The following is a 22,549-nucleotide window of genomic DNA, read 5'->3' on the forward strand; positions in this document are numbered from 1 at the left end:
ACCTTGCTCGCGCGATGCGGCAGGTTGGCCGGATTGGCCGACTTGTATGCCGCCACACTGGCGAGCGCCTTGTACTAACCGATCGCCAGCAGGGCGCTGATCGCTTCGGCGGCAAGCAGCGGCACCGTTTCCCGCGCCTGCGGGTAATCCATCTATCCGAGCAGCGCGACTGCGTTGTTGCGGACCTTGGGGCGCAGGCTGGAATAGGTGCCGAGCGCCGCCTCGCACACGACGCTGACGGCTTCGTTGCCCCATGACTGGATGGTCTGCCCTGCATTGAGAGGGATCTCGATGGCGCTCAGGATTTTCAGCACGCGGATTTCATTTTCGGTGAGCATCGCGGTTTCCTCCTCGTTTTGCGTAGAACAGCGGACCGCCGCCGAAGTAGGAGTAGGCGGTGGACACGTCGACGTCGCGCACGAAGAAAAAGTTGAGCGCACCGGCCACGTCCCAATGGATGATCCCGAAGGGGAATTGATCGATCTCGGCAACGCCTTTGACGAGTTTCACTTTTTCATTGAACACGACGCGCCCGCTGCGCCTGTCGGTGGCGCGAACCCAGACTTCGGATGCCTGCGTCCCCTTTACCGCCAGGCGCACGTCAAAGAGACATACCGGCGCCCGCGGATGCGAACGTCCTGCGGAAATGTCGGGCACTGACAGAGCGGGAAACCGACAGTGGCAATGATTGTTTTGGCTGCGGGCCAAGCCGTCGCCGCCGTTTTTATTGCCAATTGAGTGCGATTCGAACGGGAAAGTTGCGCGCCGCTACCTCTTCTTCATGAGATCACGCAAACAGACCTGCGGTCCGTATCAGCGGGTGACGAGGCGACGGAAATCGGAAAAAAGCCGGACGCTGCGTGCGATCAAGACAGCGACCGGGCAAGGGTGATCGGATGGGGGAGCACCTTGCGAATGCAGGCGCAGATTCCTGGCTAGCGCGCCATGCCGTAGTAGCGTCCGCTCGGCGAGGTGGATTGATAGCGTCGTTCGGCGATGGTCCACAGCTTGGCGGCGCGGGCATTGCGGTCGTCGATCGATTTTTTTTCGCTGCCGCCGGCGACCGCGTCGGCCTGCAGGGCGTCCGCCACGCCTTCCTTGAAAGCCGTCCGGAAACCCTCGGAATCAAAGCATTTGTTCGAGCCCTTGCCGACCACGATGGTCATGGTCGAGCCGTCATTGGCGAAACCGCATTCGGCCGAGGCGGCCAAAGGCAGCAGTAACAGGAGGGCGATCATGAGCTTTGGCATGGAATTCCCATGAAAATGCAAGGCATGCCAATGCCGAAAGCGTGACTTCGCTTCAGAAGGCGGCCCCGCTGCCGTGAGAGATGACTCTGTTAGGCCGGAAGCTTTGCGTCCCGGCCTTTCGACCGGTTTGCCCTGCGGTTAGATTTGAATTGAGTATAGCACCTTGTTGCCGTATGTAAACTTTATTGCTTCATCATTATTTTTTGGCAATTTTTTCTGCCCGCACTCGCTGCCGGGCCCCACTTCAGGCAAATCCGGTGCGGCACCGACGTGCGCCGAAGCTATCGTCGCAATCGTTGCTTGCTCCACGATGCCGCAATATTTTCGATGACGGGATTTCTCGCAGCAGCAATCCTGTCCAAAAGGCGGGCACGCGTCGCGCGCCTTATCTCAGCATCAACTCAGCTTTGATGCAGCTTTGACCCAGCAGCAAGCAGTTCCCGCAACGTTCCAGTCAGGGAGCCGATAGCGACGCCAGATCGCATGATTCTTCATTGATGGAGACATTATGGGGCGGCAAAAACAAGGTCTTGCGCAGTCTTTTACCTTTGGCATCTTTCTCGTCGCGGCAGCCCTGCTCGCGGTCGCCGATTGCCGCGCGGCCTCGCAAGGCATGACGGAAGACGATCTGCGGCATGCCTCGGCGCGGGGCTGGCCGGACAATCTGTTCAATACTTCGCTCTACGCGGCCAACGGCAATGTGATCGAGATGTTCGGCGATGCCGGCCGATTCCTCAATCCGCTCGGATCGCTGCTGGAGGCGGACACCGGCTTTCGGGACGTTGTCTACAATCCCGCCGATCCGTCGATTGTGGCGGACCGCGACGGCAGCACGATGATCCGGCTGCCGAGCACCATCGGCGAAATCAGCTTGCGCAACATCCGCGTGAAGGGTTCAAACGGCGCCAGCTTCGGCAGCGTGACCATTCGGGGAATCGATCTGCGCGGCACGGTCATCAAGATCAGCAAGCATTAGCCGAAGCGCATGTCGGCGACGAAGGGATTGTGCTTGCGTTCGTCGCCGAAGGTGGATGCCGGGCCGTGCCCCGGCACGAAAGTGACGTCGTCGCCGAGCGGCCACAGCTTGTCGCGAATGGAATGAATCAGCGTGTCGTAATCGCCGCGCGGAAAATCGGTGCGGCCGATCGATCCCTGGAACAGCACGTCGCCGACCAGCGCCAGGCGTTCGCCGCGGTGGAAGAACACGACGTGTCCGGGCGTGTGGCCGGGGCAATGGAGTACTTCCAGCGTCTGCGCGCCGAAGGATACGGTGTCGCCGTCCTTGAGCCAGCGATCCGGCACGAAGGGATCGGCCGGCGGAAAGCCCATGCGCCGCGTCGCCTCGCCGAGCTGGTCGAGCCAGAACTTGTCCTCGATGTGCGGGCCTTCGATCGGCACGCCGAATTCCTTGCGCACCACGTCGGCGGCGGCGCAATGATCGAGATGGGCATGCGTCAGGAAGACTTTTTCCAGCGTCACGTCGAGCTGCTTCAGTGCGTCGCGCAGGCGCGGCACGTCGCCGCCCGGATCGACCAGCGCCGCGCGCCGGGTCTCTTCACACACCAGGATGCTGCAGTTCTGCTGATAGGGCGTGACGGGAATGATGGCGCATTGCATGATGAGGCGGCGATTGGAAAAGCGGTAGTATGCCATGGCCCCATTTAGCGAGCAGCTGGCAAGGCAAAGCATGTCCACGGAAAACACGGAATACACGAAAAAAAAAGACAACACAGGTTCTTTCCGTGTTTTCCGTGTATTCCGTGGACGATATTATTTTTCTTCGCTCAGTCCGCGAAGTTGTTCTCGGTATGGAAGCCGAACAGCATCTGCACCGGATTGTGTTCGTCATACGGCGAGTTGGCGTCGCCTTCCACTTGCGTGAGCTGGTTGCAGAAGCGTGTGATGTGCTTCTTCGTGCCTTCGAAAATATCGTGGTACTCGGCCCAGCCCCAGATGTAGAAAAATTTCGTGCCTTTTTGCACCGCTTCCAGGTCTTCCTTGCTGAGCGTGCCGGGTACCGCTTCCACCATGCTCTTCGGTCCGGCGATGGTCGGGATCAGGTCTTCGCGCGCATGCGGGAAATCGAAATCCTTGGGCAGCGGCTCGTCCAGCAGGCGATAGGTGGTGTTGATCGACAGGCCCTTGGTCGGCGTATTGCCGCTGTTGGCCCACACCGGGTGAATGGTCCACTGATAATGGTTGGTCTGCGGATCGTGATGCAGGTAGGTCTTGATCTCGCGGATGAACATGAATGCGCGTTGCCCGGAAATCAAGGCGTCTTCCGCCACCCGCGCGCTCTTCTCGGCGACGCTTGCGCTGTCGCTTGCAACACGCACGGCGTCGCGCATGCGGCGTGCCTGTTCCCATCCGAGCAAGACCAGCAGGCCGGCAAACACGGCGAGCAGCACGTCGGTGATCTTCACCTCAAAGAGGAAGCTGTCGAGCCAGCCGGTTTCCTTCGTGCTCGGCACAGACGCAGCGGTTTCCGCCTTGAGCGGCACGCTGTCTTCCCTGATTGCCGGCGCTTCTGTCTTGGGCGCGGCGGCTTCCGGCTTCGCCGGGACACTGTCGGTCGCGGCCGGCGTGGCTTCCACCTTCGCCGGTGCCGCTGGCGATGTCGCTGCCTGTGCCACTATCTGTGTTGCTGCCGGCGTCGCTTCTGCCATGGCAGCTGCCGCGTCCGTTGCCGCCGCCGCGATGACCGTATCAGCGGGCGCGGCCTCGGCGTGGCGACTGTGTTTCGTGGAGCGACGGGAGGATTTGTCCTTGCTGCTCGCGGCAGCCGCTTTCGAATCCTGTGCCGCCGCGGCTTGCGGCGTGTCCGATTGCTGCGGATCTTCCGCGTACGCTTGCTTGCCGAGGCCAACGGCGATCAACAACGCCGCACATAGATGTCTGACTTTCATGGTTCGTCTCCCGGGTGAGTAGCTGATTGGGCAATGCTGGCGAACATTGCCCAAAGTCTTGGAAAGCACATTAGTCAGGAAAAACTTGCCGGAGTTCAATATCGCCGCGCGAATGACGAGGCTATTTTCAAAGGAATTTCCGGCCGTGCCGGACTGCCGAAGGACGTCGTTGTCGCAGTGATATTGACCGGCAGCCTTGCAATGTTGTCGAGCAGGCTCGCCTTATTTTGTTTATCATTAAATCGAACGAGTGTTCTATTTTTTTTGATAAAGCCATCCATGCCCACGCCGCATCCTTTTGATCAAGCCATTTCCCTCACGCGCGGTGAGGATGACCTGTTTTACGGCCATACCTCCGAGCACTACTGGAATGCCATCTCGCCCTTCGGCGGCACCACCGTCGCGACGCTGCTGCAAGCGATCCTGACGCATCCGCAGCGGCTGGGCGATCCGCTTGCGCTCACGGTCAATTTCGCCGGCCCGATCAAGAAAGGGCCTTTCACGGCACGCGTGCATCCGGTGCGCACCAGCCGTTCCACCCAGCACTGGCAGATGGAGATCCACCAGGGCGAGGACAGCGAACCGGTGATCACCGGCACCGCGGTTTTCGCGGTGCGCCGGGAGACCTGGTCGGATACCGAATCGAAGCTGCCCGATGTGGCCGGGCCGGAGGGACTTGTCTCCTATGTGCCGCCGCATGCGGTGCCCTTCCTGCAGCGTTACGACCTGCGTTACGTCGACTGCGACCCGCTGGCCGGCGGTGAGAGCAGCGTCACGCAATGCTGGATCGGCGATGTGCCGCGCCGCATGCTCGACTTCCCTTCCATCGCCGCCTATTGCGACGTGTTCGTGCCGCGCGTGTTCGTGCGCAAGGGCGCGCCGCGACCGATCGCAACGGTCACGCTCAGCATCAACTTCCATGTCGATGAGGCGGTGCTGGCACAACACGAGGGTATGGAAGCCTTCGGCAAGGCGAAGGCGAATGCCTTCAACGGCGGGTTCTACGATCAGGAGGCGCAGCTCTGGTCACGCGATGGCACGCTGCTGGCGACCACGCATCAACTGGTGTGGTTCAGAGACTAGCAATCCCCATCACCGCGCGCAGCACATAGCCGGTCATGAAGGAAAGGCCGGCCGCCACGCTGCCGGTCAGGAGCGTGCTCAAGCCCGAGCGTATGACCGGCCGCGCGAAGACCAGGCTCTTGAGCATGCCGATCAGGAAAAACACCAGGGCGGCCAGCACGGCGCTCAGCACGAACTGGCGCTGCACCGGCAAGGCACTGAAAAACAGCGGGATGAGCGGAATCGCGCCTGCGGTGAGAAACGCGACAAAGGTCGTCAACGCCGCCCGCCACGGGCTTGCTCCCGTCTTCTGCACGCCATGCTCTTCGGTGAGCATGGTGTCGATCCACAATCGCTCGTCACTGCAGATGGTGTCGACGATCTGTTCGAGCTGCGCGCCGTCAAAGCCCTTGGCGCGGAATATCTGCCGCACCTCTTCACGCTCGCCTTCGGGGACGGTCGCGATGTGCTCCGCTTCCATGCGCCGGATGCCGTCGATGAATTCATGCTGCGCCTTGATCGATTCATAATTGCTGACGGCCATGCTGAAACCGTCCGACAGCAGGTTCGCGAAACCGAGCACCAGCGCGACCGAGACCGGAAACTGCGCGCCGACCGCGCCCGACACCACGGCAAAGGTGGTGATGCAGCCGTCGATCGCACCCAGCACCGCATCGGACACGTTCTCCGATGCAGCCGTCTGGCGCAGGCGCTGCTCGATGGCGTCCGGTCGATGTTCCCGATGGAGATCCTCAAGGCTGGGCTTTTTCACTGAGGCGGGTCCGCTGAATGTCCGCTGCATGCGCGCTGCGGAAGGAGTCGGTTTTCATCTTGCCATGCTCATGACGGAATCACAACCTGCTTCATCGGCATGCGCGGCGGATATACTATTGCCGGCCGCTATGGCTTCCGGAATACTTATTCTGGGTTAAGGAAATGCCGTGCATGATTCATTAGCATGGTCTGGAAAGTTCTTGACGATACAGTAGGAGGTGCGCAGTGCAGCATTACTACGTCAACAAGGAAGCAAAGCCGGACGGACATCACGAAGTCCATGTTCCCCGGTGCATCCACCTTCCGGAAGCCAGCGACAGGGTCTACCTGGGCGCGTTCATCAGTGCCAGCGAGGCCATGCGCCAGGCGCTATCGCATTACGGCGATGCGCGCGGTTGCCGCTGGTGCTGCAACGCAGCCCAGGCCGCGCAAGCCTAACGCTGAAGCGGCGATTCGCTGAAATCGGAATTTGCGGCGGCGGGCGTCAGATCAAGTCCCGCAGCCGGTAATACAAGACCCCGAGCGCCACCGCCGGCGTGCGTATCCACGCGCCCCTCGGAAATGGGAAATGGCGGATGCGCGACAGCAGGTCGAAGCGCTCCGCCTGGCCGGCAATGGCTTCGGCCACCAGCCGGCCTGCCATGCCGGCCAGCGCGAGGCCGTGGCCCGAGAATCCCTGCAGATAGTAGATGTTGCCGCCCAGCCGGCCGAAGTCGGGTGCGTGATTGATGGTCACGTCGACGAAGCCGCCCCAGGAATACGGCACCGCCAGATCCGCCAGTTGCGGGAACACCGCCAGCATGCGTCGCCGCAAGTGCTCGACGAGGTCGGGCGGGGTCGCGCCGCTGAAGGCATCGGCCCCGCCGAACAGCAGGCGATTGTCGGCGCTGACGCGAAAATAATCGAGCACGAAGTTATTGTCCGACACCGCCGCGCGGTAGCGGATCAGGGTGTCGGCGCGTTCGGGGGACATCGGTTCGGTGGCGATGATGTAGGTGCCGGCCGGGATGATGCGTCGCGCCAGTTCGGGTGCGAGCCGGCCACCGTACTGTTCGAGATAGACATTCCCCGCCAGCACCACAAAGCGGCATTGCACCTCGCCGTCGCCGGTCTTCACCAGCGGCTTGTCGCCGCGCTCGATGCGGATTACGGCCGAGTCCTCGAACATCTGCACGCCGGCGGCCTTCGCCGCCTCGGCCAGTCCGAGGCAATACTTCAGGGGATGCAAATGGCCGGACAGCGGATCGAAGGCGCCGGCGAAGAACTGCTCGCTGGCGATCCAGGTGCGGATCTCCGCCGAACCGATCCAGCGCATCGAGTAACCATAGGCGCGTTCCAGGTGCTCCACCCAGGCGTCCAGCGCGCGCGCCTTCTTGCCATTCACGGCCAGCGTCATGTAGCCCGGCGTGTAATCGCAATCGATGCCGCAGCCCGCGATGCGCTCATTGAGCAGGCGCAGCGCCTCGACTGAAATCTCCCAGGCATGGTGCGCCTCCTGCGGCGGCAATTGGCGTTCCATCGCGGCCTGGCCCGCGTAGCCGACGATCACCTGCCCGCCGTTCCTGCCGGACGCGCCCCAGCCTATGCGGCGCGCTTCCAGCAAGGCCACCGAGTAGCCGCGCTCGGCCAGCTCCAGCGCCGCCGACAGGCCCGCGTACCCGCCGCCGACCACGCAGATATCGGCCGTGATGCGCCCCGCCAGCGCCGCGGCCGCGGGTGGCCGCAGCACGCTCGCTTCATAGTACGAGCAGTCGTTGAGCCCGGTTTCTTTTTTCAGCAACACGGGAAATCCCCGTCATGATCGGCGATGATTACAAGATAGACTACGTGACGCGAAAGTTCTTGAATTGCCAGGTGTCGCCGTCGTCGACGTCTTCGCCGAACAGGCGACCGCGCTCGCACAGCGGATTCCAGTCGCCGTAGACGCCGACCACCTCGCCCAGATAGGGCCTGGCGATCTGCATGATGGCCTCATGGTCGAGATCGTCCGGTTCGATGATGCCGGCATGCGGATTGCGCAAGGCCCATACGATGCCGGCCAGGATGCCGGCCGCCACCTGCAGGCTGGTCGCGTTGTTGTACGGCGCCAGTTCGCGCGCCTGTTCGATGGACAGGCGCGACCCGTACCAGTACACCCCCTTGGCATTCCCCATCAGCAGCACGCCGAGCTCGTCCATGCCGGCCACCACTTCGTCGCGGATGATGCGCTTGTCCGAGGGCACCTGCCAGTTCCTGCCCGCCATTTCGTGGATCGACAGCACCGCATCGTCGCACGGGTGATAGGCGTAGTGCACGGTGGGTCGGTACAGCACTTCCCCATCCCTGCGCAGGGTCAGGTGGTCGGCGATCGAGATCGATTCGCTGTGCGTGATCATGAAGCCGTGATACGGCCCTTCCAGCGGTGTCCAGCTGCGCACGCGGGTGGCGGCGCCGGGGCGTTGCAGGTAGATCGCGGCGCCGCTGCCGAAGGCATGCCGCTCTGCGTCAGCCGGCCAGTGCCGCTCATGCGTGCCCCATCCGAGTTCGGCCGGCTGCAATCCTTCGCCGATGAAACCGTCGACCGACCAGGTGTTGACGAATTCGCCGCGCCGCTTGCGTCGCGCGGTGTGCTGGGTGTCGCGCTCGGCGATGTGAATCGCCTTGATGCCGAGCTGCTGCGCCAGCCCCGCCCAGCCCGGATGATGGACGGGATTGGCGACCGCCATGCCCTTGTCGGCGGCCATCCGCAGCAAGGCCTGCTTGACGAAGATGGAGGCCAGGCCGGGATTGGCGCCGAGCGTCATGATGGCAGTCGGTCCGGCGGGCTGTTCGTGACGCAGGGCCAGCAGCTCTTCGCGCAAGGCGTAATTCGATCGCTGCGAGGCCGACAGCGAAGCATCCCAATAGCCGCCCGCCCACGGCTCGATGCAGGTGTCGAGATACAGCACGCCGCGCTGGCGGCACAAGGCGATCAGTGCGCGGCTGGATACATCGACCGAGAGATTGAGCAGGAAGTCGCCCTCTTGCAGCAGGGGTTCCAGCACCGCGCGGTAATTCTCCCTTTTGAGCGGCAATACCTTGTGGGCGACGCGGAATTCCCGCGCGATATGCAGGCCGTCGATGTCAGCGGAAATGATGCGGATTTGTTCGGGATCGATATCGAGATGACGCAACAGCAGCGGCAGCGTAGCCTGTCCGATGCTACCGAAACCCACCATGACCAGCCGTCCGCGGAATTGTGCGTGTTTCAGTTGTTGTTTCATCGTGTGCCGGTTTTCCTGACGTGGCGCAGCCATGCGTCCTTTGCGCGAGGCAACAGAACGCGCTTCTGCGCCGCCAATGCATCGCTGGAAATTGGACATTGCAATGACGCTGCGGTTGCAATCAAGCCGCAGTGCCCTTGCTTCCGCCGATAGTAGAAAGCGAGAACGTGCGCCGTCCCTTGCGCAATTTCAATGCGCGGCAGGAATCAGCGTTGCCAGTGCAGGCGCAGCAAGTGCGCCGCCTCGTTGTAATGGAAGGTGAGATCGCCCTTGTACGCCCGTTCAAGCGCTTCGCCGATACCGCGCGCGAGGTGCACGTCGGTGGTCTCGATCAGCAGGCGGCCGTCTTCGGCGCGGAAGGACATGATGCGCTGCATCGGGTGCTCGGTCTTCTCACGGATTTCCGCATGGCGTATCAGATTGATGATCTCTTCCTGGTGCTCGCGCGCGAAGTTGCCGCTGATGCTGATGTAACCGGCGGCCAGTCTGTCGGCGATCCTGCGGCAGGCCGGGCAGCGGACAGCGACCGCATCGGCAGGCGGCAGCGCCCACTGCCACCGGCCGCTTTCATAGACCGCGGCGCATTTCTCGCACACGGCCGGCCCGGAAAGTTTTTCATCGTTCTGATAAGGATCATGGTGCTGTTCGTCGAGCGCCTGCAGATGGCGGCCCGGACCAAAGGCCGATAGCGGCGGTTGTGCTGAATGCATGACGTGATCTCCCTTGCAAAAGAAGCGACGCGGGCAACGCGCGTTCAGTGGACGTTCAGTGCGCGTAGCGGGGACGATCGCCGTGTTCCCGGCGCGGCATGCCGTAGTAGCAGGCTTGCCTGGCGCCTTTGCGTCGCGCCGGAGCGAGCAGGCATTGCGCCGCGATCTGGAACCACTCCTCGGTCGAGAGCAGGCGGCAGGCGGCGGGCAGCAACTCCTTCTCTTCCAGCGAGAAGCGTTCGTGGAGTTGTGCGCAGTAGAGCTCGATGGCCGTGACCAGCTGTTCGGCGCCGGCTTCCTGGCCGGTGAGAATGCGTTGCGCCTGGTCGCAGGCATAACGCAGGATGCGCGTCGAATTGGTGTTGAGCGAGTCGAGCCGCAGGAACATGCTGGCGTCGTCGCATGAGACGTTGTGCACGGTTGGCGTGAGGTAGAGTTCCACCTTGCGCTGATGGCAGAAGCGGTTCACCTTCATGAGGCGTTTGAAGACCGTTTCCAGCCAGGGCAGGTTGACGCCCTTCTGATCGGTCCACGGTCCCATGTGCAGGGAGCGTTCCAGCCCGGCGAGAATGCGTCGCGCACTCTGCTGTTCCTTCGACAGCATGCCAATGGAATAGGTGATGGTCAGCATAGCGCATTCCTTTTTTCGGAGACGCGGCGCATGCGATCGACGGTAACGCCGATGCGATCATGCCCGGGGCAAGCACCGGCTTCATTCCATCCGGTTTTGTGTTGTCTCCGCCAGGTATTGCAAAACCAGCATTCTCCAGCGTACACGAAGACGCCGATCGAAGCATCCGGCACGCTTGACTGTCATCAATGAAATCTCACCTTGCACCGAGGATTTTTTCCGGGCTTTTCAGGCGGCAACACGGTGTGCACCCTTGCCGAATGAGAAGTCCAGACTGCTTATCGTTTCCATTCAAACAGCTGCGCCGTGGAATCCTCGAAATGATTGACCCAGGTCAAAAGTGTTTCATGACTTGTATTTGGGCGTGGCCTACATTGATTAGGCACTGAACAGACGCTTTCCGGAGCGCCGCTCTCGCCGGCGCTATTGGCGCAGGTCGACTGACAAGGAGAATTGAAATGCCGCTACCTACGCAAGACCAGATCTCGGCCGCGACGCGGGCGCAACTGCAAGCGCAGCTTGACCTGTGGACGAGCCTCAACAGCAAGGCGATCGAAGGCATGATGCAGCTGGCCGATCTCAACATGGCTGCGGTGAGGAAGAGCCTGGAATCCTCTTCCCAAGCCACGCATCGCCTGCTCTCGACGGACAAACCGACTGCGCCGTTCTGGATGGAGTCGTCCCGCTCGCAACAGGATATCGGCGACGTGCTGTCCTACAGCCGCGCCGCGGCGCACATCGCGCTCGGCATCGGCGCCGAAATGGCGAAGCTGATGGAAAAGCAGATCGACAGCGGCAGCCAGGAAGCGGTCAAGCTGTTCGGCGACGTCGCCAATACGATTCCGAACGGCAGCGCGATGGAGTTCATGAAGTCGGCCCTGGGCAACGCAGCCTCGAGCTACCAGCAGTGGGTCAAGACGACCGAGGAAGCCACCGAGACGATGAGACACGGCCTGTTGGCCGGCACCGAAACGGCGGCACAGCAGGCCGCGAAGACACACCGGCGCGCCAAGCACTGAGCCCGGTCCAACCCTAGACCGAAGCCAATACCGGGGCCAATACCACCGCTGCCTGCGGCACGGCGGCATGGATCGCGTCGTCCACCGTTTCCAGCCACACGAAGGCCAGTCGCTGGCGGGCCTCTTCCGGAATGTCTTCCAGGTCGCCCTTGTTGCGGCTCGGCAGCAGCACCGTCTGAATGCCGGCCCGCAGCGCCGCCAGCACCTTTTCCTTGACGCCGCCCACCGGCAGCACCAGTCCGCGCAGGCTGATTTCTCCCGTCATCGCGCAATCGCTGCGCACCGGCTTGCCGGTCACCAGCGAGAGCAAGGCGATGAACATCGCCACGCCCGCGCTCGGCCCGTCCTTGGGCGTCGCGCCGGCCGGCACGTGCACATGGATGTCGCTCTTGTCGAACAGCGCGATGTCGATGCCGTAATCCGCCGCATGCGCGCGCAGCAGGCTCAGTGCCGCCTGCGCGCTTTCCTTCATGACGTCGCCCAGTTGCCCGGTCAGGATCAGCTTGCCCGAACCCGCACTGCGGCTGGCCTCGATGAACAGGATGTCGCCGCCCACCGGCGTCCACGCCAGCCCGGTCGCGACACCGGGCACGCTGGTGCGCATGGCAATCTCGCTTTCGAATTTCGAGGCGCCGAGGATGGCGTGCAGGTCGGGCTCGTCGATACGCACCTGCTGCGCGCTGCCCTCGGCGATGCGCACCGCGGCGTTGCGCAGGACGCTGCCGATCTCGCGCTCCAGGTTGCGCACGCCGGCTTCGCGCGTGTAATGCTGGATCACGCCGTGCAAGGCGGCGTCGGTGATCTCGCACTGCTGCGCTGACAGGCCGTTGGCGTCCAGCTGGCGCTTGACCAGATAGCGGCGCGCGATCTGCGCCTTTTCCTCTTCCGTGTAACCCGGCAGCGTGATGATCTCCATGCGATCGCGCAGCGGGCCGGGAATGGTGTCGAGCATGTTGGCAGTGCAGATGAACATCACGCGCGACAGGTCGAACGGGACCGCGAGGTAGTTGTCACGGAAGCTGCCGTTCTGTTCCGGGTCCAGCACTTCCAGCAGCGCGGCCGAAGGATCGCCATGTACGCCGATGCTCAGCTTGTCGACTTCGTCCAACATCATCACGCAGTTGCGCGATCCGGCCTTGCGTATGGCCTGGATGATGTTGCCCGGCAGCGCGCCCATGTAGGTGCGGCGATGGCCGCGGATCTCGGCTTCGTCATGCACGCCGCCCAGGCTCACGCGGGCGAACTTGCGGCCGGTGGCGCGCGCGATGCTCTGGCCGAGCGAAGTCTTGCCCACGCCGGGCGGGCCGACGAAGCACAGGATCGGACTCTTGCCATCCGGCTTGAGCTTGTGCACGGCGAGGTATTCGAGAATGCGCCGCTTGATCTTTTCCATGCCGAAGTGGTCTTCGTCGAGAATGCGGCGCGCTTCGGCGATATCGATCCGGTCCGGCGTCTCGTGCGACCACGGCAGTTCGCTCAGCCATTCGAGATAGGTGAGCAGGATGGAATATTCGCCGGATGCGTCCGGCATGCGCTCCAGCCGCTTGAGTTCCTTGAAGGCGTGCAGTTCCACTTCCGCCGGCATGCCCACCTTGCGGATCGCCTGCTCGAGCTGCTGCAGCTCGGTGCTGTTGGCGCCGCCTTCGCCCAGTTCCTGCTGGATGGTTTCAAGCTGCTCGCGCAGGATGATCTCGCGCTGCCGGTCGGTCAGCCGCTCGCTGGTCTGTTCGTCAATGTCGCGCCGCAGACGCAGGACCTCGATGCGATGGCCGACCAGCGCCAGCACCTTGTCGAGCCGCGCATGCAGGTCGACGGTCTCCAACACGTCCTGCTTGTCGGCCGGCTTCAGGTCGATCAGGCCGGCGGTCAGGTCCGCCAGCGAAGACGCCGACATGACGTTCTGCATGACGCCGACCATTTCCTCCGGCACCTGCGGCATCAGGTTCAGGGTTTCCGCCAGCTTTTCCTTGAGCTGCAGCATGCGCGCTTCGACATCCGGGCCGTCGGATTCGTCGTCGCTCAGGCGCTCCACGCGCGCGGCGAGGAAGGGATAGCCGGGCAGGAGTTCCAGCACGCGAAAACGCTGCTCGCCCTGGCACACGACATGATGCGAGCCGTCGGGCGTGGTGATGTAGCGCAGCACGGCGGCGGCGGTGCCGATATCGTAGAGGTCGGCCCGCCCGGGCAGGGCGGCATTGGCATCGCGCTGCAGCAGCACGCCGAGCTGCCTGCCGCTGCGCGCCGCTTCCTGCGCGGCGGCGACGCTGATGTCGCGCCCGACCGTAATCGGCATGACCAGGCCGGGGAACAGCACGAGATTGCGCACCGGGACGATGATCAGCACGCCCTCCGGCAGTTCGATGGCCGGCCCGAGGTTTTCCGGTGCGACGCTGGTGTCGATGCTCGTCAGTGTGGCCACGTCGGATTCAGCCACTACGCCGAACAGATTGCCCGCACGATCGTCAATGTTCATGGTTCACCTGATGGGCTGGTCGGTTCATGGGATTTTGCGCAAGCTCAGCGTCAGGCAGCCGTTCGCCCAGCTGCGCCCCCCGAGCTCGAACAGGCCCGGCGGCAAATCGATATGCCGCTCGAAACGGCCGTAGGGAATCTCCAGCCTGCGCAGCACGGAGCCGCCGGTACCACTCATCGGCCGCTCGGCCGATATGAACAGGGTGCCGCCGTCGATCAGCAGCGTCACGGAATCGGGCTCCACGCCGGGCAGGGCGATCAGGATGGCCAGCTCGGACTCGGTTTCGAAGATGTCGAGCGGCGGCTCCCAGCAGGGCCTGCCCAGCTGCGCTCCCGGCTGGAAAAAACGCCGTTGCAAACGGTTCGCCCGTTCCAGCATGTCCAGGGCTTCGGACCACATCAGTTTGAACGGATCGCGCGGCATAGGCCTCCACTCTCCACCGGCCGCGCGACGCGCCGCCGGTCAGCTACGATAAATGCGGTACCGTTGCCGCGTGACGCGGCAAGGCTCCACTCAGTGTCCCACAAGGGGAATGAAGGCTTGCATGCTCTGGATCAAAGTTTTTCGACCCGAGCAGCACAATTGGACGTGCATGACGAGCGGCGCAAGCCTTGTTGCACCGCAGAATCATTCGAAAAGAAAGGCGCAGAAGCCGATCTCAATGACGCAGGCCCGGCGCGACCGATCTTTGCTGGCGTGCCGCGATCATCCTGCTCTCGAAAGCCTGCATCTCATGCCCGATGGCGCTCAGGTCGAGCCCGGCCTGCTGCACCTTCGGGAACAGTTGGTGTTCTTCGAGCTCGATGTGTTTGAAAATGGCGTCGGCCAGTTCATGAAAGAGCTGCTCGGCTTGCGGATCGCTTTCATCCATCAGCTTGAGCCGGTCGATCAACTGGCGCGCCTGTTCGTGGTCCTGCTCGCAGCGTTCGACGAGCGACGCATCGGCGTCGTTCACGCGCGGGTAGAACACGCCCTCTTCCAGCGAGGTGTGCATCTCCAGCAGCAGCAGGACATGCGAGCCGGCGTCCCTCTTGTCGTCCACGTCGCCGGCGTGAAAATAGTTGTCGAATAACCGCCGGACCAGGTGGTGGTCCGCCCGGAGCGCATCCATCGGCCGATCCACCGGAAATTCGCGCCGGCCGGTCGCCGCGCGCTGCGAAGCCACCGGCGACGCGCTGTCTTCCTCGCTGGACCAGCCTTCCGAGCCGGCCGCGTAGCTTGAGGTGGGAATCGGCGCATTGCGCGGTTCGCCGCGATCGCCTTCGGGCGACGCTGCATCGATCGGGGCGCCATGCTCCCGGCTGCGCCAGACCTCGGTGCCCGGCCCGTGCGACTCGATGAAATCCTTCATGCGCGCCAGGTCCAGCTTGAGCCGACGCGACAGCTCGCTCGCGCTTTCGCCGGCCATCGAGCCGGGCACTTGCGAAGCATCGGATTCGAGCGTGACCGTGACATGCGCGTCGTCCGGCCCGGCGGCTTCCACTTCCACCATGCCGATGTTGGTCGGGCCGCTGGTATTGCGCCAGGCGATGCAGCGGTCGGCCTGCCGCTCGGTGATTTCCGCATCCCATTCCACGTTGCGGTTCGCCATCCGGGTGGTCCAGTGCAGATGCCTGTCGTCGATCTGTTGCACGGCTTCGACTTCGTCCATGAACTCGGGATAGTCTTCGAAATGGGTCAGCTGGTTGAACACGGCATGCGCCGGAACATGGATATCAATGGATTGCTGTACGGTTGCCATAATGAATCTCCTTCACGTGTGCAGCGCGCGATGGGCCCGCGCGGCGTCATGAGATCTGAGAACGCAACTTGCGTAACAAGTTGCGGAATTTGCGTGCTCTATTTGCGTCGAAGGACATGCGGCATGAACTGTCCGCGAAATTCATGCTCTATGGAGGACATCATGGATGTCGAAGTCATCTACCGTCAGGCCGACGGCTCGCAGACCGAGCTCGGCGTCAGGAAGCTCAGTCACATGCCGCCGACCGGCGAGCCGTTTGAACTGGATCATCGGCAATACGTGGCGACATCGTACGCCGGACCGGATGCCGAAGGCCGCTATCGCCTGTTCGTCGAAGACGACCCCGGCGCGACGCGGCATTAAGGCTTACAGCAAGCGCTCGATCACGTTGCGCGTGATCGAGTCGACGCGCGCATCCTGGCCGCTGGCGAGCACCTGCGCCCAGTCCGTCGTGCCCGCTGTAAACACGGTGCCCCTGGGCGAGAAAACGCCCATGGTCGCCGTGTGGATGCCTGCGCCTGCCGCATGCCGCATCCTGCACGATGTAGCCGCCACGATGCGCCCTTCCGGCTCGAACCCTTCGGGCAGCCCCCTGCACTAATATGAAAGCCGCTAGGCTGGCCATTGCCAGTCGTCCGCCGCACCGCGCGGCGCGGCATATTTCCCGCATCACCACCGCGCCGTCTTCCCAGCGGTAGAACACGATGCGAATGCGCGGTGCGTCGGTTGAAACATGCCGCACCAGGCGTTCGCCAGGGGCGACGCTAGTGCGGTGAGGATAGCCTTGAATCATGCGCAACTCCGGCTGGCGTGGGTTCGGTGTATCGCGCCCTGCTGCACCCGTCACGCAAGGGCAGGCGTGGGCGAGAACTTGCCGGATATGCGGAGAGAAATGCGGAACGCAATGCAAGGTGAATCGGGTGGATCGGAAAGCGTGGTTTGCTAACTCACCGGTTCCGGCTCGACACGCTTGCGTATCAGGAAAGGCGGCATCGCCAGTGCGTGCATCGGCGTGCGGCGGAAAGTCTCCAGCGCCTCGGCCGGCGTTTCGACGACGGGTTCTTCCTTGCGATTGAAGGAAGTGTTCAGCAGCACCGGCACACCGGTGCGCGCCTCGAATGCCTTCAGCAGGCGGCGCAGCATCGGATCGTCCTGTTCGCCCACGGTTTGCAGGCGCGCGGTGCAATCGACGTGCGTGACCGCGGGGATGATGGCAGCGGCCTGCGCACGCACCGGCGCGGCGAACTGCATGAAAGGAGAAGGCCGGAAGATGTCGAAGAATTCTTCGGCACGTTCGAGCAGCACGATGGGCGCGAGCGGGCGAAACCATTCGCGCTGCTTGACCCTGGCATTGATCCAGTCGCGCAGGCTGCCATGGCGCGGATCGCCGAGGATGCTGCGATGCCCGAGTGCGCGCGGACCGAATTCGCTGCGCCCCTGATACAGCGCGACCACCTTGGTGGCGCACAGCAGGTCGACCATGCGCACGCACAGGTCCTCGTCGCGCTCGACGCGCTCCACGATCAGGTCGTCGGCATCCTGCAACGCTGCCTCGATATCGGACGTCTGCGGCTCGGGCCCGAGGTAATCGTTGGTCCAGCGCCAGTCGCAGCGCTGGCCGGCCAATTGGGTCAGTCCATACACGGCACAGCCGAGCGCGGTGCCGGCGTCGCTCGGCGCAGGCGGAATGAAGACGCGCCGGAACGGCGTCTCGCGCAACAGCCGGTCGTTGGTCGAGCAGTTGAGGCCGGTGCCGCCCGCGAAGCACAGGTTCTCCGAGCCGGTCTGCCGGTGCAGCCAGTGGGCGACTTCAAGCACCGCTTCCTCGAATGCGCGCTGGCCGGCTGCCGCCAGGTTGGCGGTGTCGGCGAAGCGCGTCTTGTCTTCGCTGGTGTAGCGAAATCGTCCGCGCTCGTGCAGGATCTCGAACCAGCGCGCGGGAATCGTCACCTGCGCGCCGTTCACTTCCAGCGGCGGTAGGCCGAGCGCGTGCGGATTGCCGTGCGGCGCGAGGCCCATCACCTTGCCCTCGCTGCCCTGACCGGGGAAGATCGCGTGCGTGAGCAGAAAGTAGAACATGCCCAGCCCGACCATGCGCTGCTCGTCGCGATCCCACACTTGCTTGTCGATGCAGGCGATGCTCTTGCGGTCGGCATGATAAAAAGAGGAGATCTCGCGCCAGTCACCGGGCACCTCGCCGACGCCGCGCCATGACTCCGTCAACTCGGACACCGGACTGCCCTGTCCGTCAATGATCATCACCGCCGCTTCCTCGAAAGGCGAGGGGTGAAACACGCTGTAGAGATGCGCCAGATGATGCGAGATGCGAGCGCGCCGGCAGCCGGGAGCGAGCACCAGCGTTTCGCGCAACTCCTGCTCGTAGGCAGCGAGCTGTTCGATTTCGGCATCGCCGGAATAGCATTCCACCAGCACGTCGATCGGTTGCTCCAGGCCGGGCAGCCTGGACAGGTAGACCTTGCGCACATCGTCGAGCCTGCCCCAGTGGTGCTTCTGCCGCGTGATCCGCTCCTTCTGGATCGCCCACTGCAGTTGCGAACCCTGCATCAGACAGATGCTCGCATCCTGCGTGCGGTTAATGCCGAGGACCCTGGGCCTGTCACTCATCGTGCTCTCCTTTTTTGTTAGTGTACCGCTTGTCATTTATTGATCACGCCGATTTGCCGATTCCTGATCCCATGTCATTCGTAACCGGGAGTAATCCATCTGGACATTTCGCAAATTTGGAGGCGCCCTGCACGGATAGTTCGAAGATCCGCTCATTTTCCGCCGCAAATCTGGCCGCAGCGCCGAAATCGCACCCGCTTATCGATCACGTTTTCTTTCCCAGCGAAATTTGATTTCCAAATGGGAACAAACTACCGCCCGACCGGTCTACAAGCGGTGCAGGACCTTGTAAATTTTTTCTCACGACAGGATGGATGCGATGAAGTGGTTTTATGAATGGAGACTGAAAAGGGTCCGGGCGGAAATTTCTGCGCTTGAAGAAGCAACGCATGTGAAGTTACTGGATGACTACACCGGCCATTCCAGATTGCGGGTATTGCTTCGGGTGGCGGAAAGCCTGGAAGAAAAACTCAGCAATTTTCCCGGTCATTCACACGCCAGCGTTCCCGCCAGCGTCCCCCCAAGCCCGCCAGCAAGCGCACAATTGCCGCAAGAGCAGTAACTCCCGAGTTTCAGGCCTGAGCGTCGACGCGCCGATGCGTCGATCGCAGGCCTAACCATTCAGATCCGTCAATCACAGGTTTGAATGTTCCGACCCTATGCCCATCAGGAGCGGCAGGCCGGCAAGCGGTGTCGAGCCGCGCGAAACGAGTGCCGCGCACACGCTTGAAGAATCCCAGGTACTTGAATTCTCCGATGGCGCGACCGAGAAGCCCAAGTGCGAGCGCGTCCGAAAGCACGGCCGGGACGGTCTTGCGGACGGCAAGTGCTACATGCATGGCGAGCTGCCGAAGGTCGAAAAGTGTTTCCGCGCCTTGCCACGCCCGACCTGTTATCACAACAACCAGTCCATCGGAAGCAAGACAGCTCTCCCGTGGCACGTCGTGGTTCATCGCATCAGCGCAATTTCATCATCTCCTGACGAAACACCATGGCGCGACTACGCACCGTGCGCGCTCAATGCCACAAATTCGCCAACCAGCTTGCCCACAACTTCACCGGCATGCTCCAGCTCCGATGATACGGAGAGCCTGGCCTTGCCCTTGCGAGCAAGCATGCGCGTGAACTGCTGCCACTGCGCCGGCTGCTCGAGGAAGGAGCGCGCCGTAAATTCGCCCAGGATCGGCTGCTGATACTCCATCGTGTTGCGTTGGATTACGAGGCGGCTGGAAATCCCTTCCGAGCGCAGGCGCGTGTGAAGCAGCGACCATGCGGCAAGGATTGCCAGCGCGGACGCACTGCCGCCAAACACGGTATCGCGGTGATTGATGTTGGGTGCGAGTGGAGCACGAAGGACGACCTCGTCCTGCGCCACTGAAACAACGGAGGCATCCATTGCCCTGGACAAGGGAATGTGTTCGTGAAGGTACATTTCCAATTCTATTGCGAGCATGCGCTCTCCTGGTTAATGCGTGTGGCGGGATTACTCGGGCGCTCGCGGTCCGTGTGCAACACCTTGTCAGGCGAAGCCGCGTGTCGCTGCACGATCAATCTTAACTTGGCCCGCAAAAACAACTGCGTGCCGAAAACTGATCCTCCGATAAAAAGTGAATTCGCAAGAAAACGGCGCAGCGCGTCGCTTAACCAGCTTGGTTCCCAACGTCGCAAAATCAGCGAAAGCGAAACGCAAACAACAATAACGACCCAAGGCAGCACACTCTTTGCAACCCCAGGAGTAGGCTCGTCCCAAAGCCTTTTGGCTTCGGCCACGGAAATATGCAGTTCACGCGCAAGCAAGGCCGGCCATGTCGCAAAAAGATTTCGCCGATCTAGCGCCGCCTATGCCGGCCGGCGGTCCGCACGGCCATCGGCCTTGAGCGCGGCGTACGATGGCGCGTCCACTGCGGCGATATGCCGGTCATGAATTCGCGCCAGCAGAAGCGTGGCGATTGACGCGCCGATCAATGCGAAAAACATGTCTGACTGCGTATCCCATGGATCACCCTGGGTGCCGAGGAACTGGTCCGCTCCCTGGCCAAGTGCGAGGGCCGCCCACCATTCAATCAATTCATACCAGGCGCTGATGGCCATCGCAACACACACCGCCAGAAATGCGGCCATCCTGCGCCCGGATACATAGCCGCATCGAACAAGAATCTCCCTTGCGACCAGCGCCGGCACGAGCCCCTGCGCAAAGTGACCGATCTTGTCATAGGGATTGCGCCCCAGAGAGAGCAGGTCTTGCGGCCGGAAACCCAGAGGCACGCGAGCGTAGGTGTAGGTGCCGCCCAGGATAAGAATCAAGGCGTGGCAAAAAATCAGGCCATATAACGCCTGATTAGGCGACATACCCCTCTTCCGGTCAGCGCGCGCGCCGGTAGTGCATGGCGACCGCACCGCAGCGGAGCGGCTTCGCCGAGACCAGCTCGAGCCGTCGCGTGCTAGGGAGCCCGCTCTGGTACAGGGTCGGGCCGTGGCCGACGATCCGGGGGTGGACGAGGAACTTGTACTCGTCGATCAGATCCAGCCGGTCCAGCTCGGTCGCGAGCTTGCCGCTACCGAGGAGCACGCCGGCCGGTGTCGCGTCCTTGAGCTTCTCCACGCCCGTTCGCAGGTCGCCGGCGATGTGGTGGCTGTTGGTCCAGGGGAAGTCCTTTCGCGTAGAGGACACCACATACTTCGGCTTGTCCTCCAGCTTGACCGCCCACTCGCGCATCGCTGGCGGTGCTTCGGTGTCGCCGCGGGCGACCGCTGGCCAGTAGCTCTCCATCATCTCGTAGGTGACGCGGCCCCACAGCATCGCCCCGCCCTCGTCCATGAGGTGGGTGAAGAAGGCGTGCGTTTCGTCGTCGACGATTCCTTCCTGGTGGTCGACGCAGCCGTCCAGAGTGACGTTGATACTGAAGGTTAAGAGTCCCATGGTGTCCTCCGCTCGAAATGCGCGACGAGCCGCTTGCCGTCTGGCTCCAAGGGCGCGAGCCCCAATTCGCGAGGTGCTCACCCTGTGTCGCTTACTTTCGACGTTAGGCTGGGGTTGCAAGCTTGAGCCCAACAATACCGGCAACGATAAGCCCCAGACTTAAAATCCGCAAGGGGTTTGCTGAATCGCCAAGCAGAACAATGCCTAGTATGGCCGTGCCAACTGCACCAACACCGACCCAAATTGCATAGGCAGTGCCTACCGGAAGGGATTTCATGGCGATGCCAAGCAAACCGAGGCTAATAATCATGGAAAGCACGGTGGCGATGGTGGGCCAAAGTCGGGTGAAGCCTTCAGTGTATTTGAGCCCTACTGCCCAGCCAACCTCAAACAAGCCAGCGACAACCAAAATGAACCAGTTCATATCCATCTCTCTTTCTTGGGGTCGTCCCCGGACAGGATAGAGAGGTGAGGTCGTCCTCACTTCGGTGAAACCTAACGCCGCGTTGATCAGCGCGCGCGCCATGGGCCGCGAAGCGGCATGCTCTCTGGCACGTGTCTGGGCTGAACATCGAGTTAGGCGGCACCTGTCTGGCTCGCCCTGCCGATTTTATAACGCAACTCGGCCATGCCTTCGTTAACGCGATTTACGGACGTAAGCTGAAGGACAGGACTGAAGACTCGGCGTGGGAAGACGGGCTTACCGTGACCGAGAGAAACCGAGCCTATCTGGACAATGAGCTCATCTAGAAGGCCCGCATCAAAAAATTGCCCTGCGAGATCACCTCCGCCCATGACCCAAATATTTTTGGTGTTGGCGACTTCCTTCATCTGAGCATGCACAGGCCGGATATCACCCTGAACGAATCGAATGTCCGCCCCTGCAGGAGCATCAAGCTTACGACTAGAGAAGATCCATGCAGGCTGCGAATAGGGCCAGGCCTCCTCATCCACAGCACCGAGTCTGACAGCATGTCTCAGCAACCATTCGTAGGTTGACGATCCCATTGCAATAGCACCAACCTCCGAAATAAAGGTGGGATAACTCGTTTTTTCAAGTTCTGCTAACGGAAACAGCCACTCTAGCGAATTGTCTTCGGTAGCGATGAATCCATCGAGGCTCGATGCAGTGTAGTACTGGGTCTTCATGTCTTTCTCCTTCGGCCCAATACCGGAGTGGGTTGTGCCGCCTAACG

At 62.2% G+C, this 22,549-nt stretch carries 27 protein-coding genes, 1 pseudogene and 1 riboswitch; of the genes and pseudogenes, 6 read left to right on the top strand and 22 right to left on the bottom strand.

Annotated elements, in window-relative coordinates; translation table 11 throughout:
* Positions 1-152: 152 nt before the first annotated feature.
* The 3 genes from VJ651_RS07505 to VJ651_RS07515 all read right to left on the bottom strand — a co-directional run bounded on the left by VJ651_RS07505 (position 153) and on the right by VJ651_RS07515 (position 1,250).
* Positions 153-338: a hypothetical protein gene (locus tag VJ651_RS07505; RefSeq protein ID WP_324106846.1), complete on the bottom strand. Its 186-nt coding sequence runs from the start codon at positions 336-338 to the stop codon at positions 153-155.
* Entirely contained in the window at positions 322-657 is a 336-nt protein-coding gene (locus tag VJ651_RS07510; RefSeq protein ID WP_324106847.1) for a hypothetical protein, read from the bottom strand. The genes VJ651_RS07505 and VJ651_RS07510 overlap by 17 nt, the downstream gene beginning before the upstream one ends.
* Positions 658-935: 278 nt before the next feature.
* Positions 936-1,250: a hypothetical protein gene (locus tag VJ651_RS07515; protein WP_324106848.1), complete on the bottom strand. Its 315-nt coding sequence runs from the start codon at positions 1,248-1,250 to the stop codon at positions 936-938.
* 55 nt (positions 1,251-1,305) lie between these two features.
* A riboswitch (cyclic di-GMP riboswitch) is annotated at positions 1,306-1,392 on the bottom strand.
* A gap of 366 nt (positions 1,393-1,758) precedes the next feature.
* Here VJ651_RS07515 and VJ651_RS07520 point away from each other — a divergent pair.
* Positions 1,759-2,226, top strand: coding sequence for a hypothetical protein (locus VJ651_RS07520; protein ID WP_324106849.1), 468 nt, complete (start codon positions 1,759-1,761; stop codon positions 2,224-2,226).
* On the opposite strand, the gene VJ651_RS07525 is transcribed toward VJ651_RS07520, so the two are convergent.
* The 3 genes from VJ651_RS07525 to VJ651_RS07535 all read right to left on the bottom strand — a co-directional run bounded on the left by VJ651_RS07525 (position 2,223) and on the right by VJ651_RS07535 (position 4,437).
* Complete coding sequence (locus VJ651_RS07525; protein ID WP_324106875.1) at positions 2,223-2,867, bottom strand: MBL fold metallo-hydrolase; 645 nt, start codon at positions 2,865-2,867, stop codon at positions 2,223-2,225. The two genes, VJ651_RS07520 and VJ651_RS07525, sit on opposite strands and share 4 nt — an antisense overlap.
* A gap of 167 nt (positions 2,868-3,034) precedes the next feature.
* Positions 3,035-4,156: a hypothetical protein gene (locus tag VJ651_RS07530; RefSeq protein ID WP_324106850.1), complete on the bottom strand. Its 1,122-nt coding sequence runs from the start codon at positions 4,154-4,156 to the stop codon at positions 3,035-3,037.
* A 95-nt stretch (positions 4,157-4,251) separates the two neighbouring features.
* The gene (locus VJ651_RS07535) at positions 4,252-4,437 is read right to left on the bottom strand and encodes a hypothetical protein (protein ID WP_324106851.1); all 186 of its coding nucleotides are present in this window, start codon (positions 4,435-4,437) and stop codon (positions 4,252-4,254) included.
* On the opposite strand from VJ651_RS07535, the gene VJ651_RS07540 reads away from it, so the two are divergent.
* Positions 4,436-5,239 (top strand): thioesterase family protein, encoded by an 804-nt coding sequence (locus VJ651_RS07540; protein WP_324106852.1) that lies wholly within the window; start codon positions 4,436-4,438, stop codon positions 5,237-5,239. The genes VJ651_RS07535 and VJ651_RS07540 overlap by 2 nt on opposite strands.
* Here VJ651_RS07540 and VJ651_RS07545 read toward each other — a convergent pair.
* A complete protein-coding gene (locus VJ651_RS07545) occupies positions 5,229-5,990 on the bottom strand; it encodes a VIT1/CCC1 transporter family protein (protein WP_324106853.1) in 762 nt (253 codons plus the stop codon). The genes VJ651_RS07540 and VJ651_RS07545 overlap by 11 nt on opposite strands.
* A gap of 227 nt (positions 5,991-6,217) precedes the next feature.
* Between VJ651_RS07545 and VJ651_RS07550 the strand changes: the two genes are divergently transcribed.
* Positions 6,218-6,430 carry a hypothetical protein gene (locus tag VJ651_RS07550; RefSeq protein ID WP_324106854.1) on the top strand — a complete coding sequence of 71 codons (213 nt, stop codon included), beginning with the start codon at positions 6,218-6,220 and terminating at the stop codon, positions 6,428-6,430.
* A 46-nt stretch (positions 6,431-6,476) separates the two neighbouring features.
* Here the strand turns inward: VJ651_RS07550 and VJ651_RS07555 are convergent, their stop codons facing one another.
* From VJ651_RS07555 to VJ651_RS07570, 4 genes are all read right to left on the bottom strand, one after another.
* On the bottom strand, positions 6,477-7,775 hold the full coding sequence (locus VJ651_RS07555; protein WP_324106855.1) for an FAD-binding oxidoreductase: 1,299 nt from the start codon (positions 7,773-7,775) through the stop codon (positions 6,477-6,479).
* A gap of 40 nt (positions 7,776-7,815) precedes the next feature.
* A complete protein-coding gene (locus VJ651_RS07560) occupies positions 7,816-9,234 on the bottom strand; it encodes a homospermidine synthase (RefSeq protein ID WP_324106856.1) in 1,419 nt (472 codons plus the stop codon).
* 206 nt (positions 9,235-9,440) lie between these two features.
* Positions 9,441-9,944 carry a BCAM0308 family protein gene (locus VJ651_RS07565; RefSeq protein ID WP_324106857.1) on the bottom strand — a complete coding sequence of 168 codons (504 nt, stop codon included), beginning with the start codon at positions 9,942-9,944 and terminating at the stop codon, positions 9,441-9,443.
* Positions 9,945-9,999: 55 nt separating this feature from the next.
* Positions 10,000-10,575, bottom strand: a complete 576-nt coding sequence (locus VJ651_RS07570; RefSeq protein WP_324106858.1) for a hypothetical protein — start codon at positions 10,573-10,575, stop codon at positions 10,000-10,002.
* A gap of 458 nt (positions 10,576-11,033) precedes the next feature.
* Between VJ651_RS07570 and VJ651_RS07575 the strand changes: the two genes are divergently transcribed.
* Positions 11,034-11,594, top strand: coding sequence for a phasin family protein (locus tag VJ651_RS07575; protein ID WP_324106859.1), 561 nt, complete (start codon positions 11,034-11,036; stop codon positions 11,592-11,594).
* Positions 11,595-11,607: 13 nt separating this feature from the next.
* Here the strand turns inward: VJ651_RS07575 and lon are convergent, their stop codons facing one another.
* The 3 genes from lon to VJ651_RS07590 all read right to left on the bottom strand — a co-directional run bounded on the left by lon (position 11,608) and on the right by VJ651_RS07590 (position 15,808).
* Complete coding sequence (gene lon, locus VJ651_RS07580; protein WP_324106860.1) at positions 11,608-14,067, bottom strand: endopeptidase La; 2,460 nt, start codon at positions 14,065-14,067, stop codon at positions 11,608-11,610.
* Between the two features lie 24 nt (positions 14,068-14,091).
* Entirely contained in the window at positions 14,092-14,490 is a 399-nt protein-coding gene (locus tag VJ651_RS07585) for an Hsp20/alpha crystallin family protein (RefSeq protein ID WP_324106861.1), read from the bottom strand.
* Positions 14,491-14,725: 235 nt separating this feature from the next.
* Positions 14,726-15,808: a hemerythrin domain-containing protein gene (locus VJ651_RS07590; protein WP_324106862.1), complete on the bottom strand. Its 1,083-nt coding sequence runs from the start codon at positions 15,806-15,808 to the stop codon at positions 14,726-14,728.
* A 162-nt stretch (positions 15,809-15,970) separates the two neighbouring features.
* Here VJ651_RS07590 and VJ651_RS07595 point away from each other — a divergent pair, with 162 nt between their 5' ends.
* Positions 15,971-16,171 carry a hypothetical protein gene (locus tag VJ651_RS07595; protein ID WP_324106863.1) on the top strand — a complete coding sequence of 67 codons (201 nt, stop codon included), beginning with the start codon at positions 15,971-15,973 and terminating at the stop codon, positions 16,169-16,171.
* A gap of 3 nt (positions 16,172-16,174) precedes the next feature.
* Here VJ651_RS07595 and VJ651_RS07600 read toward each other — a convergent pair whose 3' ends face one another.
* Both VJ651_RS07600 and VJ651_RS07605 read right to left on the bottom strand, forming a co-directional pair.
* On the bottom strand, positions 16,175-16,363 hold the full coding sequence (locus VJ651_RS07600; RefSeq protein WP_324106864.1) for a hypothetical protein: 189 nt from the start codon (positions 16,361-16,363) through the stop codon (positions 16,175-16,177).
* Positions 16,364-16,750: 387 nt separating this feature from the next.
* Positions 16,751-18,433, bottom strand: coding sequence for a carbamoyltransferase family protein (locus tag VJ651_RS07605; protein WP_324106865.1), 1,683 nt, complete (start codon positions 18,431-18,433; stop codon positions 16,751-16,753).
* 319 nt (positions 18,434-18,752) lie between these two features.
* On the opposite strand from VJ651_RS07605, the gene VJ651_RS07610 reads away from it, so the two are divergent.
* Positions 18,753-18,995, top strand: coding sequence for a hypothetical protein (locus VJ651_RS07610; protein ID WP_324106866.1), 243 nt, complete (start codon positions 18,753-18,755; stop codon positions 18,993-18,995).
* Between the two features lie 10 nt (positions 18,996-19,005).
* Here the strand turns inward: VJ651_RS07610 and VJ651_RS07615 are convergent.
* The 6 genes and pseudogenes from VJ651_RS07615 to VJ651_RS07640 all read right to left on the bottom strand — a co-directional run.
* Positions 19,006-19,221 (bottom strand): annotated as a pseudogene (locus tag VJ651_RS07615) (DUF3995 domain-containing protein); the annotation flags it as partial.
* A gap of 212 nt (positions 19,222-19,433) precedes the next feature.
* Positions 19,434-19,886 (bottom strand): YiiD C-terminal domain-containing protein, encoded by a 453-nt coding sequence (locus VJ651_RS07620; RefSeq protein WP_324106867.1) that lies wholly within the window; start codon positions 19,884-19,886, stop codon positions 19,434-19,436.
* A 386-nt stretch (positions 19,887-20,272) separates the two neighbouring features.
* On the bottom strand, positions 20,273-20,782 hold the full coding sequence (locus VJ651_RS07625) for a DUF2238 domain-containing protein (protein ID WP_324106868.1): 510 nt from the start codon (positions 20,780-20,782) through the stop codon (positions 20,273-20,275).
* A 13-nt stretch (positions 20,783-20,795) separates the two neighbouring features.
* Positions 20,796-21,353: a dihydrofolate reductase family protein gene (locus VJ651_RS07630; protein WP_324106869.1), complete on the bottom strand. Its 558-nt coding sequence runs from the start codon at positions 21,351-21,353 to the stop codon at positions 20,796-20,798.
* A gap of 103 nt (positions 21,354-21,456) precedes the next feature.
* Complete coding sequence (gene sugE, locus VJ651_RS07635; protein ID WP_324106876.1) at positions 21,457-21,777, bottom strand: quaternary ammonium compound efflux SMR transporter SugE; 321 nt, start codon at positions 21,775-21,777, stop codon at positions 21,457-21,459.
* 152 nt (positions 21,778-21,929) lie between these two features.
* A complete protein-coding gene (locus VJ651_RS07640) occupies positions 21,930-22,502 on the bottom strand; it encodes a dihydrofolate reductase family protein (RefSeq protein ID WP_324106877.1) in 573 nt (190 codons plus the stop codon).
* Positions 22,503-22,549: the final 47 nt, after the last annotated feature.

The organism is Noviherbaspirillum sp., from assembly GCF_035254865.1.
Classification (GTDB): domain Bacteria; phylum Pseudomonadota; class Gammaproteobacteria; order Burkholderiales; family Burkholderiaceae_D; genus Noviherbaspirillum.